We start from the raw sequence: 14,040 nt of genomic DNA, 5'->3' as shown, positions 1-14,040 counted from the left end.
TCAGGTTTATTTATTAAGGGAATAATACATAAGCCGGGATTGCATAAACCATCATTGCTTATATACAGGATTTTTTGAAATGACTAAAAGGACATTACTGAGCATTCTCGTGGCAGGTGCATGCATTGCACCGTTTATGGCTCAGGCTGCAACGCTGCAGGCAACCAGCAGCGAACCGTACACCATGAAAGCCAGCGATCTGGCGAAGAAGGAAAAAGAGCTGACCAGCTTCCCGCTGATGGCCTCCGTAAAAGAGACTATTCAGACGCTGGACAATGCTCAGGTTGAAATGATTGAGCCTGGCCGTGCGGCAAACCCGGATAACGTGAAGCGCGTTGAAGGGATCGTTAAGGCCAGCGACTGGGAATACCTGTTCCCAATGCGTGCGCAGTCCTATACCTACAGCAACTTCCTGAAAGCGGTGGGTAAATTCCCGGCACTGTGTAAAACCTATAACGACGGTCGAGACAGCGACGCCATCTGTCGTAAAGAGCTGGCAACCATGTTTGCCCACTTTGCGCAGGAAACCGGCGGCCACGAAAGCTGGCGTCCTGAAGCTGAATGGCGTCAGGCGCTGGTTCACGTCCGCGAAATGGGCTGGACTGAAGGTCAGAAGGGCGGCTATAACGGCGAATGTAATCCGGACATCTGGCAGGGGCAGACCTGGCCATGCGGGAAAGACAAAGACGGTGATTTCGTAAGCTACTTCGGCCGCGGTGCTAAACAACTGTCCTACAACTACAACTACGGTCCGTTCTCTGAAGCGATGTTTGGGACTGTCCGTACCCTGTTGGACAAGCCTGAACTGGTGGCCGACACCTGGCTGAACCTGGCGAGCGCCATCTTCTTCTTCGCCTATCCGCAGCCGCCAAAACCAAGCATGTTACAGGTGATTGACGGAACCTGGCAGCCGAACGATCGCGATAAGGCCAACGGTCTGGTACCGGGCTTTGGCGTGACCACCCAGATCATCAACGGCGGCGTTGAGTGCGGCGGCCCGACTGAAATCGCGCAGTCTCAGAACCGCATCAAGTACTACAAAGAGTTCGCGAACTACCTGAAAGTGCCTGTTCCGGCAAATGAAGTGCTGGGCTGCGCCAACATGAAGCAGTTCGATGAAGGCGGCGCCGGCGCGCTGAAGATTTACTGGGAACAGGACTGGGGATGGAACGCCGATACGCCAGACGGTAAGACCTACTCTTGCCAGCTGGTGGGCTACCAGACGCCATTCAGCGCGTTCAAAGAGGGTGACTACACCAACTGCGTTAAGAAGTTCTATAACGTGAACATCATTAACGACGATGGTTCTGCCACTACGCCGGATGAAAAACCCGTCACGCCAACGCCAGCTGAAGATGAAACGCCAGCACCAGCACCAGCGCCAGTACCGGATGAAACCCCGGCAGTCGTGAATCACGCGCCTGTAGCGCAGATTGCAGGTCCAATCGGTGCGGTTGATGCCGGTGCGCAGGTTTCTCTGAGCGCGGAAGGTTCTACCGATGCTGACGGCAACAAGCTGACCTACACCTGGCGTTCACAGGATGGTCAGACCGTCACCGGTCAGGATAAAGCGGTGGTGACCTTCAAGGCGCCAGAAGCGGCGACGGCTCAGCAGATTGAAATCAGCCTCACCGTTAGTGATGGCGAACTGAGCAGCACCACCTCTTACCTGCTGAACGTGAAGGCGAAAGCGGCCACACCGTCTAAGGATGAAGGCACTTCCGGCTCATACGCAGCGTGGAGCGCGAACAGCAAGTACAACGCAGGTGATATCGTGAACAACCACGGTAAACTGTTCCAGTGCAAACCGTTCCCGTACAGCGGCTGGTGTAACAACGCTCCGGCATACTACGAACCAGGCGCTGGCCTGGCATGGTCTGAAGCCTGGACGGCTCTGTAAAAGCAAACGGCAACCGAAAGGTTGCCGTTTTAGTGTTTGCACTTTCCCCTCACCCTAACCCCAAAGGGGCGAGGGAACAGTACGGTGCAGTTGTAGGCCCGGTAAGGCGAAGCCGCCACCGGGCAAAAAGGCTAGCGATGAAGCTTCCCGTGATCCCGCAGCCACGCCGCCGTGCGCACAATCCCTTCATCCAGCGTCACGATCGGTTTATACCCCAGCTCATTCTCCGCCCGCGAAATATCCAGCGTGAAATCAAAGTTAAGCTTCGATACGCCGTAATGCGTCAGCGCTGGCTCTTTGGCCGATTTACTGCCAAAACGCTCCATGCTGCGGGCAATCATATCCAGCATCGGGTAGGGCACAGAACGAATACGGCAGTTGATCTGCAGCTCGTCGATCAGCCGCTGCACAATGCTGCGCAGCGTGCACGGTTCGCCGTTAGTGATGTTATAGGCGCGACCGGAAATCAGCTTATCGCAGTCCGGCTGGCTTGCCAGCCACATGGCGTGAACGGCATTTTCGTAATAGGTCATATCCACCAGCGCATCGCCGCCGCGCGGCAGCAGTACGCTGCCGTAGTGGTGCATCATCTGCGCCAGACGCGGAATAAACACCTTGTCGTGCGGCCCGAACAGGCTCTGCGGACGCAGCACGGTAAAGCGGGTATGCGGGTTGGACTGCGCCAGCAGGTCAATCACCTCTTCGCTGGCCGCCTTGCTGCGGGCAAACTCACAGGCAAAGCGAGCCGGGCGGAAATCTTCCTGCACGTCACGATGGTGGTGATAGTCGAAATAGAGCGAAGGCGACGAGATATGAATAAAGTTACGCACGCCCCAGGCAACGGCCCATTCGCCCAGACGGCGGGTTGCCCGCACGTTGGCGAGATCGAAGGCTTCCTGGGTCCCCCACGGAGAGGTGAAACTGGAGCAGTGCCACAGCGTGTCGATACCGGCGAGCATCACTTTCGCCTGCGAGGAGACCAGCTCCGTCAGGTCAGCATGGACGAACTCTGCGCCCATTTTTTGCAGCAGTTTTCCCATCGCTTCGTTGCGACCGGTAGCCCTGACGCTGATGCCCTTGTTGCGCAGAAATTCGACCGCATTTCGGCCTAAGCCGCTGGTCGCCCCGGTAACCAGTACCTTCATATCAATCCACTGTGTTGAAAAGAATTTCGTGCGCATTCTTTCGTGAATTACGGCGCTATGCAATGGGAAAGGTGAAAGAAAGAGAGTTTTATTTAGATCTTTTCCGTCTTTTGTTCTGCCCGTTGCGCAATGCGTTTCGCCATCCCGCGGAAGATAAACAGGTGCGCAGGGATCATCAACAGCCAGTAGAACAGACCCGGCATTCCGTGCGGGTGCCACCAGGCGCGCACATCCAGTTCACGATAATCGCCTTTGTCTTTCAGGGTAAAGCAGAGCCGGCCAAGTCCCGGGGCTTTCATGCCGAACAGCAGCGCCAGCTGTTTTTCCGGCTCGACGATGATCACCTTCCAGCTGTCGACCGCATCGCCCACCTCAAGATACGGGCGTGCCGGGCGGCCTTTTGCCAGCCTGTGCCCCACCAGCAGATCCATTGCCCCGCGCGTTTGCCAGAGGATATTGCCGAAGAAATAACCCTCTTTGCCGCCAATCTGGTTCACTACCTCCCACAGATCCGTAAGGCTGGCGGAAGTCTTCACCGTGCAGCCCGCCTGTTTCGGGTAATAGCCGTACTCCGGGCGCCAGCGGGCAAACGCCTGGGCGTCGTAACCCCAGTCGCTGGAGTTCACCAGTTGCTCTTCCTCTTTCAGCGTATTGCGCACGGCATCGTCAAAGCGGATCAAATCCTGGGGAATGAGCGCCCGCAGCTCGCGATCGTCCGCCAGCAGATCGTGTTTCAGTCCCTGGATCAGCGCTTTTGCCGTGGTTGGCGGCACCGACGTAATGACGTTCAAAAACCACACCGAAATCCAGCGGGTTGGAAAGGGGATGGGTATCAGCCAGCGTCGGCGGCCGCTGACGCGCATAAAGTGCTCGAACTGCGCCTGATAGCTCAGGACTTCAGGACCAGCGGCTTCCAGCACGCGGTGTTGCGCCGCCGGGTGATCCAGCAGGGCCAACAGATAATGCAGTAAATTCTCAAGCGCAATCGGCGTAGTGCGCGAGCGCACCCAGCGCGGCGGCGTGAGCACCGGCAGGTTGTAGACCATATCGCGCATCACTTCGAAGGCGGCGGAGCCTGCGCCGACAATGATCCCGGCACGCAGTTCGGTGACGGGGATATTTGCTCCGCGCAGGGTTTCAGCCGTAAGCTGGCGGGCGCGCAGGTGATCGGACTGCTCGTGTTCAGGTGCCTGGAGCGAGCTTAAAAAGATCACCTGCTTCACCGGCGTTTGCAGCAGGGCATCGCGGACGTTCATCGCCACCTGACGCTCGTGGGCGATAAAATCCCCGCCTTCGCCCATGCTGTGCACCAGGTAGTAAAGCGTGTCGACCCCGTCCAGCAGCGCGGGAAGTTCCTTCGGCCAGTTGAGGTCAACGCTGTGGCAGGTGACGCCTGGCAAACTGAGTTTTTGCAGGCGTTCGGTGTTGCGTGCCGCTGCCAGCACCTGGTGTCCCCGCTGGCTTAACGCCGCGGTGAGATGCTGACCGATATACCCGCTGGCGCCGAGCACCAGAATGCGTTGCGGCACGTGATGCTCCTTATCGCTGTAAAAACGCCTGCCAGTGTTTCACCACGTCTGCCAGCTGTTCGCGGCTCACGTCAAGATGCATCACCAGGCGCACGACCGGGGAGGCGTTGATCAGCACGCCACGTGATTTCATAAACTCACCCAGCGCAGCGTGGTCATCGCCCACGCGAACAAACAGCATGTTGGTGTCGTGACGCATCACGTCGGCACCAATCTCGCGCAGCTGCGCCGCCATCCACGCGGCGTTGTCGTGATCGTCCTTCAGGCGCGCCACGTTGTTTTTCAGGGCATACAGCCCGGCTGCCGCCAGAATACCCGCCTGACGCATGCCGCCGCCGGTCATCTTACGCCAGCGGTTGGCGCGCTTGATGTAGTCCGCATTGCCGACCAGCAGGGAACCCACCGGCGTGCCCAGACCTTTAGAGAGGCAGATGGTGAACGAGTCGCAGTATTGCGCAATGTCTTTCAGCTCGCAGCCGTACTCCACCACGGCGTTAAAGATGCGCGCTCCGTCAACGTGCAGACCGAGTTTACGCTCACGCGTGAATTCCCACGCTGCCTTCAGGTATTCGCGCGGCAGTACTTTGCCGTTGTGGGTGTTTTCGAGGCTGAGCAGCCTGGTGCGGGCGAAGTGGATATCGTCGGCTTTGATTTTCGCCACGACTTTATCGAGCGGCAGGGAACCGTCCGGCGCGGCGTCAATCGGCTGCGGCTGAATGCTGCCGAGCACCGCCGCGCCGCCCGCTTCGTAGAGATAGTTATGCGCACCCTGGCCGACGATATACTCTTCACCGCGCTCGCAGTGGCTGAGCAGCGCCACCAGGTTAGCCTGCGTACCGGTTGGCAGGAACAGGGCGGCTTCCTTGCCGCTCAGTTCAGCCGCGTAGCGCTGTAGTTCGTTGACCGTCGGGTCATCGCCGTAGACGTCGTCCCCGACCGGGGCGGCCATCATCTCTTCGAGCATGGCGCGGCTCGGGCGGGTTACGGTATCACTGCGTAAATCAATCATGGCATGTCCTTATTATTAAAAAGGCGATGCCAGATGTTTTACCTGAGCCAGTTGGTTTTTGCCAGTTCGATCACTTCGTCGCCGCGCCCGCTGATAATGGCGCGCAGCATATACAGGCTAAAGCCTTTGGCCTGTTCCAGCTTGATCTGCGGCGGGATCGCCAGCTCTTCTTTGGCGACGACGACATCCACCAGCACCGGACCGTCGATGGAGAAGGCGCGCTGCAGGGCTTCATCCACCTCGGAAGCTTTCTCCACCCGAATACCCGTGATGCCGCACGCTTCGGCGATGCGCGCGAAGTTGGTGTCGTGCAGCTCGGTGCCGTCCGTCAGGTAGCCCCCGGCCTTCATCTCCATCGCCACGAAGCCCAGCACGCTGTTGTTGAAGACCACGATTTTCAGCGGGAGCTTCATCTGCACCACCGACAGGAAATCCCCCATCAGCATGCTGAACCCGCCGTCGCCGCACATTGCCACCACCTGACGCTCCGGTGCCGTCGCTTTTGCGCCCAGCGCCTGCGGCATGGCGTTGGCCATCGAGCCGTGGTTGAACGAGCCGAGCAGGCGGCGTTTGCCGTTCATCTTCAGATAGCGCGCGGCCCAGACGGTTGGCGTGCCCACGTCGCAGGTAAAGATGGCATCGTCGTCCGCGAAATGGCTGATCTGCTGCGCCAGATACTGCGGGTGAATGGCTTTGTCGCTCGGTTTGGCGAGGTCGTCCAGCCCCTTGCGCGCATCGCGATAGTCGCTCAGTGCTTTATCAAGGAACTTGCGGTCCGTTTTCTCTTCCAGCAGCGGCAGCAGGGCGGCAAGGGTGGATTTGATGTCGCCCACCAGCGCCATATCGACCTTGCTGTGCGCGCCGATGCTGGCCGGGTTGATATCAATCTGAATAATTTTCGCATCCGCCGGATAGAACGGGCGATACGGGAACTGGGTGCCGAGCAGGATCAGCGCGTCGGCGTTCATCATGGTGTGGAAGCCGCTGGAAAAACCGATCAGCCCGGTCATCCCCACATCATAGGGGTTGTCGTACTCGACGTGCTCTTTGCCGCGCAGGGCGTGAACAATGGGGGCCTTAAGCTTACCGGCGAATTCAAGCAGCTCCTTGTGCGCGCCCGCGCAGCCGCTGCCGCACATCAGGGCGATATTGCTGGAGTAACGCAGCAGCTGTGCCAGCTTTTTCAGCTCCTCTTCCGCAGGCGTCACCACCGGCTGCGGGGCGTGATACCAGTGGGTGCTGGCCCCTTCCGGCGCGGCCTTGAGGGCCACATCGCCCGGGATAACGACCACAGAAACGCCGCGGTTCAGCACGGCTTTGCGCATGGCGATCGCCAGCACCTGCGGGATCTGCTCCGGGGATGAAACCAGCTCGCAATAGTGGCTGCATTCACGGAACAGCTCCTGCGGATGCGTCTCCTGAAAATAGCCGCTGCCGATTTCGGAAGAGGGGATATGGGCGGCAATCGCCAGCACCGGCACGTGATTTCGGTGGCAGTCGAACAGGCCGTTGATCAGATGCAGGTTGCCGGGACCGCACGAGCCCGCACACACGCCCAGTTCCCCCGTGAGCTGCGCTTCAGCCCCTGCGGCGAAGGCGGCAACCTCTTCATGGCGGGTGGGCATCCATTCGATGGTCTTCATCTTGTTGAGGCTGTCGCTAAGTCCGTTCAGGGAATCGCCGGTTACGCCCCAGATACGTTTCACGCCAGCCTGTTCGAGCGTTTTCGCAATATATGCAGCCACGGTTTGTTTCATGGTTGTCCGTCTCCTTTTTGTGATATCGCTTACAAGCTTAGAAGAAAGTCTCCGTATTGCCCGTTATCTCCCCCTAATTAAAAGGTGCTTTTCACGCGCAATTATTCGGCATAATCTGGCTATACCTCGGTGAAAACAGGAATCATTTCAAATGGTTAAATCATTGTTAATTGCTGTTAATGAAAAGCTATCGTGCGACGATCTTGGCAAACTCTTGTTACGACTTGCCGTCGGCGGGCTGATGCTTTTTCACGGTTTGCACAAGCTTTTTGGCGGCGTGGGCTTTATCAGCGGCATGCTGGTGGAGAAAGGGTTGCCCGGATTTATCGCCTACGGCGTATTGGTTGGCGAAGTGGTGGCACCGATCCTGATTATTGTCGGGCTCTTTACGCGCCCGGCCGCGCTGGTGCTGGCGTTTACGATGATTGTGGCGTGGCTGATGGTGGGAATGGGGGAAACACTCGCCCTCGATAAGGTAGGCGCATGGGCGATTGAAAGCCTGGTGTACTTCTTTATCGGCTCGCTGGCTGTTGCATTTTTAGGCGCAGGGCGGTTTGCGGTAGGGAAAGCTCCGGCGTGGCGGTGAAAGTTGGATGCTGGAATGAAAGAAGGGGTCTACGGACCCTTTTTTATTGGTGATTTTTAAGTGGTTGATTTTATTGTGCTGACTTGTATGTCATGAAAAAAGGGGTTAAGGGTGATTTTTTAGGGGAATTCTTTATCTTACAACGTGATAGGTGTAGATTGTTCCAGTGCACTGCCGTACAGGCAGCTTAGAAGACAATGTAGATTGTTTAACTTCGTATGTGTCAGTGCACTGCCGTACAGGCAGCTTAGAAGGACTTGTCGTAGCGCTTAGCTGAAGGATCGAAGTGCACTGCCGTACAGGCAGCTTAGAAGCCTGGGCTTTGCGCTTGCGCTTAATTTCGGCAGTGCACTGCCGTACAGGCAGCTTAGAAGTGTGGCTTGAGTGGCCCAACGCTATCTAACGCGTGCACTGCCGTACAGGCAGCTTAGAAGTTTGCTGTAAATAAAGCTGAAAAGCACCTGCAAGTGCACTGCCGTACAGGCAGCTTAGAAGTTCCCTGGCCCCGCGGTTAATTGCCTGGGGAGGTGCACTGCCGTACAGGCAGCTTAGAAGAGCCTGGCCGCGCTCAATCTCCGGGGTTTGCGGTGCACTGCCGTACAGGCAGCTTAGAAGATGAGAGAGCTATTGGAAAATAGCTTTGCTGAGTGCACTGCCGTACAGGCAGCTTAGAAGCTGGAGCTACCGTTTAAATGACTACTACGATTGGTGCACTGCCGTACAGGCAGCTTAGAAGCGAACAGGCGCCAGCGTCCTTCTTCTGTGCGCGTGCACTGCCGTACAGGCAGCTTAGAAGCGCAGACCATAAACGCCATTCCGACATTCATCGTGCACTGCCGTACAGGCAGCTTAGAAGTGAAAAGTGAAGAGACGGCGGCTCCGGCACAAGTGCACTGCCGTACAGGCAGCTTAGAAGACTACGCCCGCGGCTTCCTCGTCGCCCATTATGTGCACTGCCGTACAGGCAGCTTAGAAGGCACAAAATTACGTCGCAGTCGCGGCAACTAAGTGCACTGCCGTACAGGCAGCTTAGAAGATTGCTACCCGGTTGAAAAAATTGTTCACGCGGTGCACTGCCGTACAGGCAGCTTAGAAATATATGCCACTGCTGAAAATTATATCCACCCTGTGTACTGCCGTACAGGCAGATTAGAAAACGGACAGCCAACAGGCGTGCCAGTTCGCGGCGTGCACTGCCGTACAGGCAGCTTAGAAATGAAAGGCATTACAAATCTCAAGATTGGAAATGTGCACTGCCGTACAGGCAGCTTAGAAACAGAAGGGGGAGAGGCGAACAGCCTGCACGCCGTGCACTGCCGTACAGGCAGCTTAGAAAATCTCATTACTGGGCAGCCACATCATTTACGCGTGCACTGCCGTACAGGCAGCTTAGAGACAATCCGTAACGCGGTATACGTCCACGTCTCCGTTCACTGCCGTACAGGCAGCATGCACAATGTAGGTCGGGTAAACGTAGTGCCACCCGACAAAAAGCCCGGTGGCGCTAGCGCTTACCGGGCCTACGATCGAACGTTTAACGCTTATGCGAGGACCAGATCGCCCTGTGGATGACACGAGCAGGCCAGCACGTAACCCTCGGCAATTTCCGCGTCGGTCAGCGTCATGGTGCTGGTGACGGTGTACTCCCCGGAAACCACCTTCGTCTTACAGCAGCCGCACAAGCCCGCGCGGCAGGCCGCCGCTACCGGTACCTTGTTGCTTTCCAGTGCCTCCAGCAGCGTGGTCCCCACGCGGCCAAAGAAGGTCTGCGCAGGCTGCAGTTTGGTGAACTTAACGCCGCTGGTTGCCGCTTCCGCCACCGGCGTGAAGAACTGCTCTTTGAAGAAGCGTGTCACGCCAAGCGCCTTCACCTCTTTTTCGACGATATCCATGTACGGTGCCGGGCCGCAGGTCATCACGGTGCGAGAAGCGACGTCCGGCACGCTTTGCAGCAGCTGGCGGCTCAGGCGACCGGACACAAAGCCGTGGGTCGCGTTGTGCTCAGCCACCAGCGTCACCGGATAATCACGCCATTCCTCGGCAAAAATCACATCTTCCGGGGAACGCACGCTGAAAATCACCTGCACGTCGGCCTGCGGACGGTTTTTTGCCAGCCAGCGGCGCATGGACATAATCGGCGTCACGCCACAGCCCGCCGCCAGCAGCAGGAATTTATCGTCTGCTTTGTCGTCACAGGTGAAATCACCCTGGGCGTCGGACAGCCAGATATAATCCCCGCGCTTGACGTCCCGCGTCAGCCACTGCGAGCCCGCGCCGTCGTCAATACGGCGGACGGTGAGCGTGATGTACTCGCTCACGCCCGGCGTGGAGGAGATCGTGTAGGCGCGCAGGGTGTCCGCCGAGTTGCGAACGCTGACCAGCGCATACTGGCCTGCACGGTACGGATAGTAGTCATGGCACAGCAGCGACAGCGTCCACACATCCGGCGTCTCCTGGTGGATGTGGTGAACCTGCATCCGCCACGGACATTGTGAGGTTGGCATGGTCATAAATAACTCCTTACGCGCTCAGCAGCTGCTTCATATCATCTTCAACGTTGGTCACTGAACGCAGACCGAACTTCTCGTTCAGCACCGCCAGCAGGTCCGGCGTCAGGAAGCCAGGCGCGGTCGGGCCGGTCACGATGTTGGTTACGCCGAGAGAGAGCAGGGTCAGCAGGATGACAATCGCTTTCTGCTCGAACCATGACAGCACCAGCGACAGCGGCAGGTCGTTCACGCCGCAGCCGAGTTTCTCCGCCAGGGTGACCGCCAGAATGATGGCCGAGTAAGCATCGTTACACTGGCCCGCATCGATCAGGCGCGGCAGGCCTTCGATGTCGCCGAAGTCCAGCTTGTTGAAACGGTATTTACCGCACGCCAGGGTCAGGATCAGGCAGTCTTCCGGCACGCGGGTGGCGAAGTCGGTGAAGTAGTTACGCTCGCCGCGCGCGCCGTCGCAGCCGCCGACGAGGAAAATGTGGCGCAGCTTTTCACGGCTGACGAGATCGATCAGCGAATCAGCGGCGCCGAGCAGGGTTTCACGACCGAAGCCGACGGTAATCAGGTGCGGGATCTCGCTGTACGGGAAGCCCGCCATCTGCTGCGCCTGGGCGATAACCGGACCGAAATCGTCACCTTCAAGATGGCTCACGCCCGGCCAGCCGACGATGCTGCGGGTCCAGATGCGGTCATCGTACGCGCCGACGGTAGGGTCGATGATGCAGTTAGAGGTCATCACGATAGGACCAGGGAAGCGGGCGAACTCCACCTGCTGGTTCTGCCAGCCGCTGCCGTAGTTACCGATCAGATGCTTAAATTTACGCAGCTCCGGGTAACCGTGCGCCGGGAGCATTTCGCCGTGGGTATAGACGTTAACGCCGGTGCCTTCGGTTTGCTTCAGCAGGTTGTAGAGATCTTTCAGGTCATGACCGGAGATCAGGATGCACTTGCCTTCGGTCGCCTTGACGTTGACCTGAGTCGGCGTCGGGTGGCCGTAGGTGCTGGTTTCACCGGCATCCAGAATGCTCATCACGCGGAAGTTCATCTGGCCGATTTCCATTGAGCATTCCAGCAGCGCGTTCATATCGGCAGGCCAGGTACCCAGCCACGCCATGATTTTGTGGTACTGCGCGTAAATCTCATTGTCGTACTGACCCAGAACGTGCGCGTGTTCCATATAGGCCGCAGCGCCTTTCAGGCCGTACAGGCACAGCAGGCGCAGGCCAAGAATGTTCTCGCCAATTGCCGCTTTGTCTTTATTTGGCGTGAAATCTGCCGCCTGACGCTGGAGGTCGCCCAGATCGTCGCTGGCCAGCTGAAGTTCTGACATCGGGTTTTCCACGCGGGCGCTGGCGTCCGCCTTCAGGCACTGCGCCTTCAGCGCTTCACGCAGGGCAATCGCTTCGCGGGCATAGCCAACAATGCGCGGAGAATCGAAGTTGACGTTGGTCAGCGTGGAGAAAAACGCGCGCGGGGCGAAGCTGTCGACATAGTGGTCGACGATGCCGTATTCGCGGGCTTTGAACGCCCATGCGGAAAGGCCTTGCAGAGCCGCAATCAGCAGATCCTGCAGGTCAGATGTTTCTGCGGTTTTGCCGCACATACCCTGTGCGTAAGAGCAGCCATTGCCTGCCGGGGTACGGATGGTTTGTTCACATTGCACACAAAACATAATCACACCTGCTAAAGTTATATTTGATATACATGTTTAAGGTTATGCCTGTGGCAGAACGGTGAAAAGGGCTTTCTGCGACAAAATAGAGGGATATTGATTCAGCGCAATTTTGGCGGCAGGAAACCTACCGCCAAAGAAGTATCAGGCAGAGAAGAAGGCCATCATGACCGGAACCAGCAGGCTCAAAATAAAGCCGTGCACGATAGCCGCGGGGACCATCTCCAGCCCCCCGGAGCGCTGGAGTACCGGCAGGGTAAAGTCCATCGACGTCGCGCCGCACAGGCCCAGCGCGGTAGAACGACTGCGGCGAACCAGGCTTGGGATCAGCATGATGGCAATCAGCTCGCGCGCCAGATCGTTAAAGAAGGCGGCGCTGCCGATCACCGGGCCGAATGATTCGGTCAGCAGAATACCGGACAAGGAGTACCAGCCAAAACCTGACGCCATCGCCAGGCCGGTTTTCAGCGGCAGATCGAGAATAAAGGCATTAATGACGCCCGCCACCATTGAACTGGCGACAACAATCACCGCAACTATCATTCCCCGACGGTTGAGGACAATCTGTTTCAGCGTCATGCCATTATTTCGCAGCTGAATACCGATCAGGAACAGCAGGAAGATCAGCGTATATTCACTGGCCTCTGTCGCGTGCTGTAAAAATGCCCAACCGGTCAGCCCAAGAAGAAAACCGAGCACCACGACGCCGCATAATTTTAATGATTCAAGCGCCATTGCAATTCGTGAAGGGAGTTTTTCCTGATGATGGTGATTTTTCCATGGAATAGTGCGTTCCAGCCACAGCAGCGCGGCAATATTGCACAGCAAAATAACCACCACGGTGACGACAGAATAATGGAGGATGGAGAGTAAATTCGCCGACAGGTTATCCAGGAAGGCCAGGCTTATCCCCATAAAAAAAAGAATGACGTAAACAATCCAGCTGAGAAAACGGTTGATAAGCCGTAATGCGGATTCCTGATGTAGCGGGATAAGGTAGCCCGCAATCAGGGGCAGCAGAATAATGAGGAGTCCTGAAAACATGAACAGCCGGTCCTTTTGAGTATCTGTTGAGCGCCAGAGACACTACCCAATAAAGGCTGTTCAGTAAAGCGGCAAAAGAAAGCCGGGTGGCGCTAACGCTTACCCGGCCTACAAAGTGCATTCTCACGTAGGTCGGGTAAGCGTTAGCGCCACCCGACACCGAGCGCAATTAATCGCGTTTTTCCAGCAAGGTGCGGTACAGCACGCCGCCCAGGATACCGCCAATAATTGGCATCACCCAGAACAGCCAGAGCTGTTGAAGCGCCCAGCCGCCCTGGAAGATGGCGACGGCGGTGCTGCGTGCCGGGTTAACGGAGGTGTTGGTGACCGGAATCGAGATCAGGTGAATTAGCGTCAGCGCCAGACCAATGGCAATCGGGGCAAAACCGGCCGGCGCGTGTTTGTCCGTTGCGCCGTGGATCACCAGCAGGAAGCCGGCGGTCAGCACAATTTCAATCACGATGGCAGACAGCATGGAGTAGCCGCCCGGAGAGTGTTCACCGAAGCCGTTAGAGGCAAAGCCGCTGGCTGCGGCGTCGAACCCGGCTTTACCGCTGGCAATCACGTACAGAACGCCTGCTGCGATAATACCGCCAACCACCTGCGCCACAATGTAGCCAATGACGTCTTTAGCGGGGAAACGCCCGCCCGCCCATAAACCTAACGTCACTGCCGGGTTAAAATGACCGCCGGAAATATGCCCCACGGCAAACGCCATGGTTAATACGGTTAAACCAAACGCCAGCGCGACGCCGACAAAACCAATGCCCAATTCCGGGAATGCTGCAGCCAGAACGGCGCTACCGCAGCCACCAAATACCAGCCAGAATGTACCAAAGCATTCTGCCGCTAATTTTCTAAACATAACCACCTCAAAATAATTATCCGCGCGCATTC

General features: G+C 57.4%; 10 protein-coding genes and 1 CRISPR repeat array. Of the genes, 2 read left to right on the top strand and 8 right to left on the bottom strand.

Going from position 1 to position 14,040, the window contains the following annotated elements; all coding sequences use genetic code 11:
- The first annotated feature begins 79 nt into the window (after window positions 1–79).
- Window positions 80–1,900, top strand: coding sequence for a glycoside hydrolase family 19 protein (locus N037_RS03590; protein WP_032639010.1), 1,821 nt, complete (start codon window positions 80–82; stop codon window positions 1,898–1,900).
- A gap of 131 nt (window positions 1,901–2,031) precedes the next feature.
- Here N037_RS03590 and N037_RS03585 read toward each other — a convergent pair whose 3' ends face one another.
- The 4 genes from N037_RS03585 to poxB all read right to left on the bottom strand — a co-directional run bounded on the left by N037_RS03585 (window position 2,032) and on the right by poxB (window position 7,340).
- On the bottom strand, window positions 2,032–3,045 hold the full coding sequence (locus N037_RS03585; protein WP_023335096.1) for an NAD-dependent epimerase/dehydratase family protein: 1,014 nt from the start codon (window positions 3,043–3,045) through the stop codon (window positions 2,032–2,034).
- A gap of 92 nt (window positions 3,046–3,137) precedes the next feature.
- Window positions 3,138–4,574 (bottom strand): SDR family oxidoreductase, encoded by a 1,437-nt coding sequence (locus N037_RS03580; RefSeq protein ID WP_032639008.1) that lies wholly within the window; start codon window positions 4,572–4,574, stop codon window positions 3,138–3,140.
- Between the two features lie 10 nt (window positions 4,575–4,584).
- Window positions 4,585–5,583 carry a low-specificity L-threonine aldolase gene (ltaE, locus tag N037_RS03575; protein WP_032639006.1) on the bottom strand — a complete coding sequence of 333 codons (999 nt, stop codon included), beginning with the start codon at window positions 5,581–5,583 and terminating at the stop codon, window positions 4,585–4,587.
- 38 nt (window positions 5,584–5,621) lie between these two features.
- Complete coding sequence (gene poxB / locus N037_RS03570) at window positions 5,622–7,340, bottom strand: ubiquinone-dependent pyruvate dehydrogenase (protein ID WP_032639004.1); 1,719 nt, start codon at window positions 7,338–7,340, stop codon at window positions 5,622–5,624.
- Between the two features lie 151 nt (window positions 7,341–7,491).
- On the opposite strand from poxB, the gene N037_RS03565 reads away from it, so the two are divergent.
- The gene (locus N037_RS03565) at window positions 7,492–7,926 is read left to right on the top strand and encodes a DoxX family protein (protein WP_023335100.1); all 435 of its coding nucleotides are present in this window, start codon (window positions 7,492–7,494) and stop codon (window positions 7,924–7,926) included.
- A gap of 166 nt (window positions 7,927–8,092) precedes the next feature.
- Window positions 8,093–9,382: direct repeats of the CRISPR family, unit length 28 nt; unit sequence GTGCACTGCCGTACAGGCAGCTTAGAAA.
- Window positions 9,383–9,467: 85 nt separating this feature from the next.
- Here the strand turns inward: N037_RS03565 and hcr are convergent.
- From hcr to aqpZ, 4 genes are all read right to left on the bottom strand, one after another.
- Window positions 9,468–10,436, bottom strand: a complete 969-nt coding sequence (gene hcr / locus N037_RS03560) for an NADH oxidoreductase (protein WP_032639002.1) — start codon at window positions 10,434–10,436, stop codon at window positions 9,468–9,470.
- Window positions 10,437–10,446: 10 nt separating this feature from the next.
- Window positions 10,447–12,099 carry a hydroxylamine reductase gene (gene hcp, locus N037_RS03555; protein WP_032639000.1) on the bottom strand — a complete coding sequence of 551 codons (1,653 nt, stop codon included), beginning with the start codon at window positions 12,097–12,099 and terminating at the stop codon, window positions 10,447–10,449.
- Between the two features lie 144 nt (window positions 12,100–12,243).
- On the bottom strand, window positions 12,244–13,143 hold the full coding sequence (locus tag N037_RS03550; protein WP_023335103.1) for a lysine exporter LysO family protein: 900 nt from the start codon (window positions 13,141–13,143) through the stop codon (window positions 12,244–12,246).
- 169 nt (window positions 13,144–13,312) lie between these two features.
- Complete coding sequence (gene aqpZ, locus N037_RS03545; RefSeq protein ID WP_023335104.1) at window positions 13,313–14,008, bottom strand: aquaporin Z; 696 nt, start codon at window positions 14,006–14,008, stop codon at window positions 13,313–13,315.
- Between the last annotated feature and the right edge of the window lie 32 nt (window positions 14,009–14,040).

Origin of the sequence: Enterobacter sp. EGD-HP1 (assembly GCF_000733275.2) — a bacterium.
Taxonomy (GTDB): Bacteria; Pseudomonadota; Gammaproteobacteria; order Enterobacterales; family Enterobacteriaceae; genus Enterobacter.
The sequence above is the reverse complement of the archived record's forward strand: the minus strand, read 5'-3'. Positions and strand labels throughout refer to the sequence as shown.

Bases quoted from the DNA above. Each gene is read 5' to 3' on its own strand.
- N037_RS03550 (WP_023335103.1), bottom strand. From the start codon at position 13,143: ATGTTTTCAGGACTCCTCATTATTCTGCTGCCCCTGATTGCGGGCTAC.
- N037_RS03585 (WP_023335096.1), bottom strand. From the start codon at position 3,045: ATGAAGGTACTGGTTACCGGGGCGACCAGCGGCTTAGGCCGAAATGCG.
- aqpZ (WP_023335104.1), bottom strand. From the start codon at position 14,008: ATGTTTAGAAAATTAGCGGCAGAATGCTTTGGTACATTCTGGCTGGTA.
- ltaE (WP_032639006.1), bottom strand. From the start codon at position 5,583: ATGATTGATTTACGCAGTGATACCGTAACCCGCCCGAGCCGCGCCATG.
- N037_RS03590 (WP_032639010.1), top strand. From the start codon at position 80: ATGACTAAAAGGACATTACTGAGCATTCTCGTGGCAGGTGCATGCATT.
- hcp (WP_032639000.1), bottom strand. From the start codon at position 12,099: ATGTTTTGTGTGCAATGTGAACAAACCATCCGTACCCCGGCAGGCAAT.
- poxB (WP_032639004.1), bottom strand. From the start codon at position 7,340: ATGAAACAAACCGTGGCTGCATATATTGCGAAAACGCTCGAACAGGCT.
- N037_RS03565 (WP_023335100.1), top strand. From the start codon at position 7,492: ATGGTTAAATCATTGTTAATTGCTGTTAATGAAAAGCTATCGTGCGAC.
- hcr (WP_032639002.1), bottom strand. From the start codon at position 10,436: ATGACCATGCCAACCTCACAATGTCCGTGGCGGATGCAGGTTCACCAC.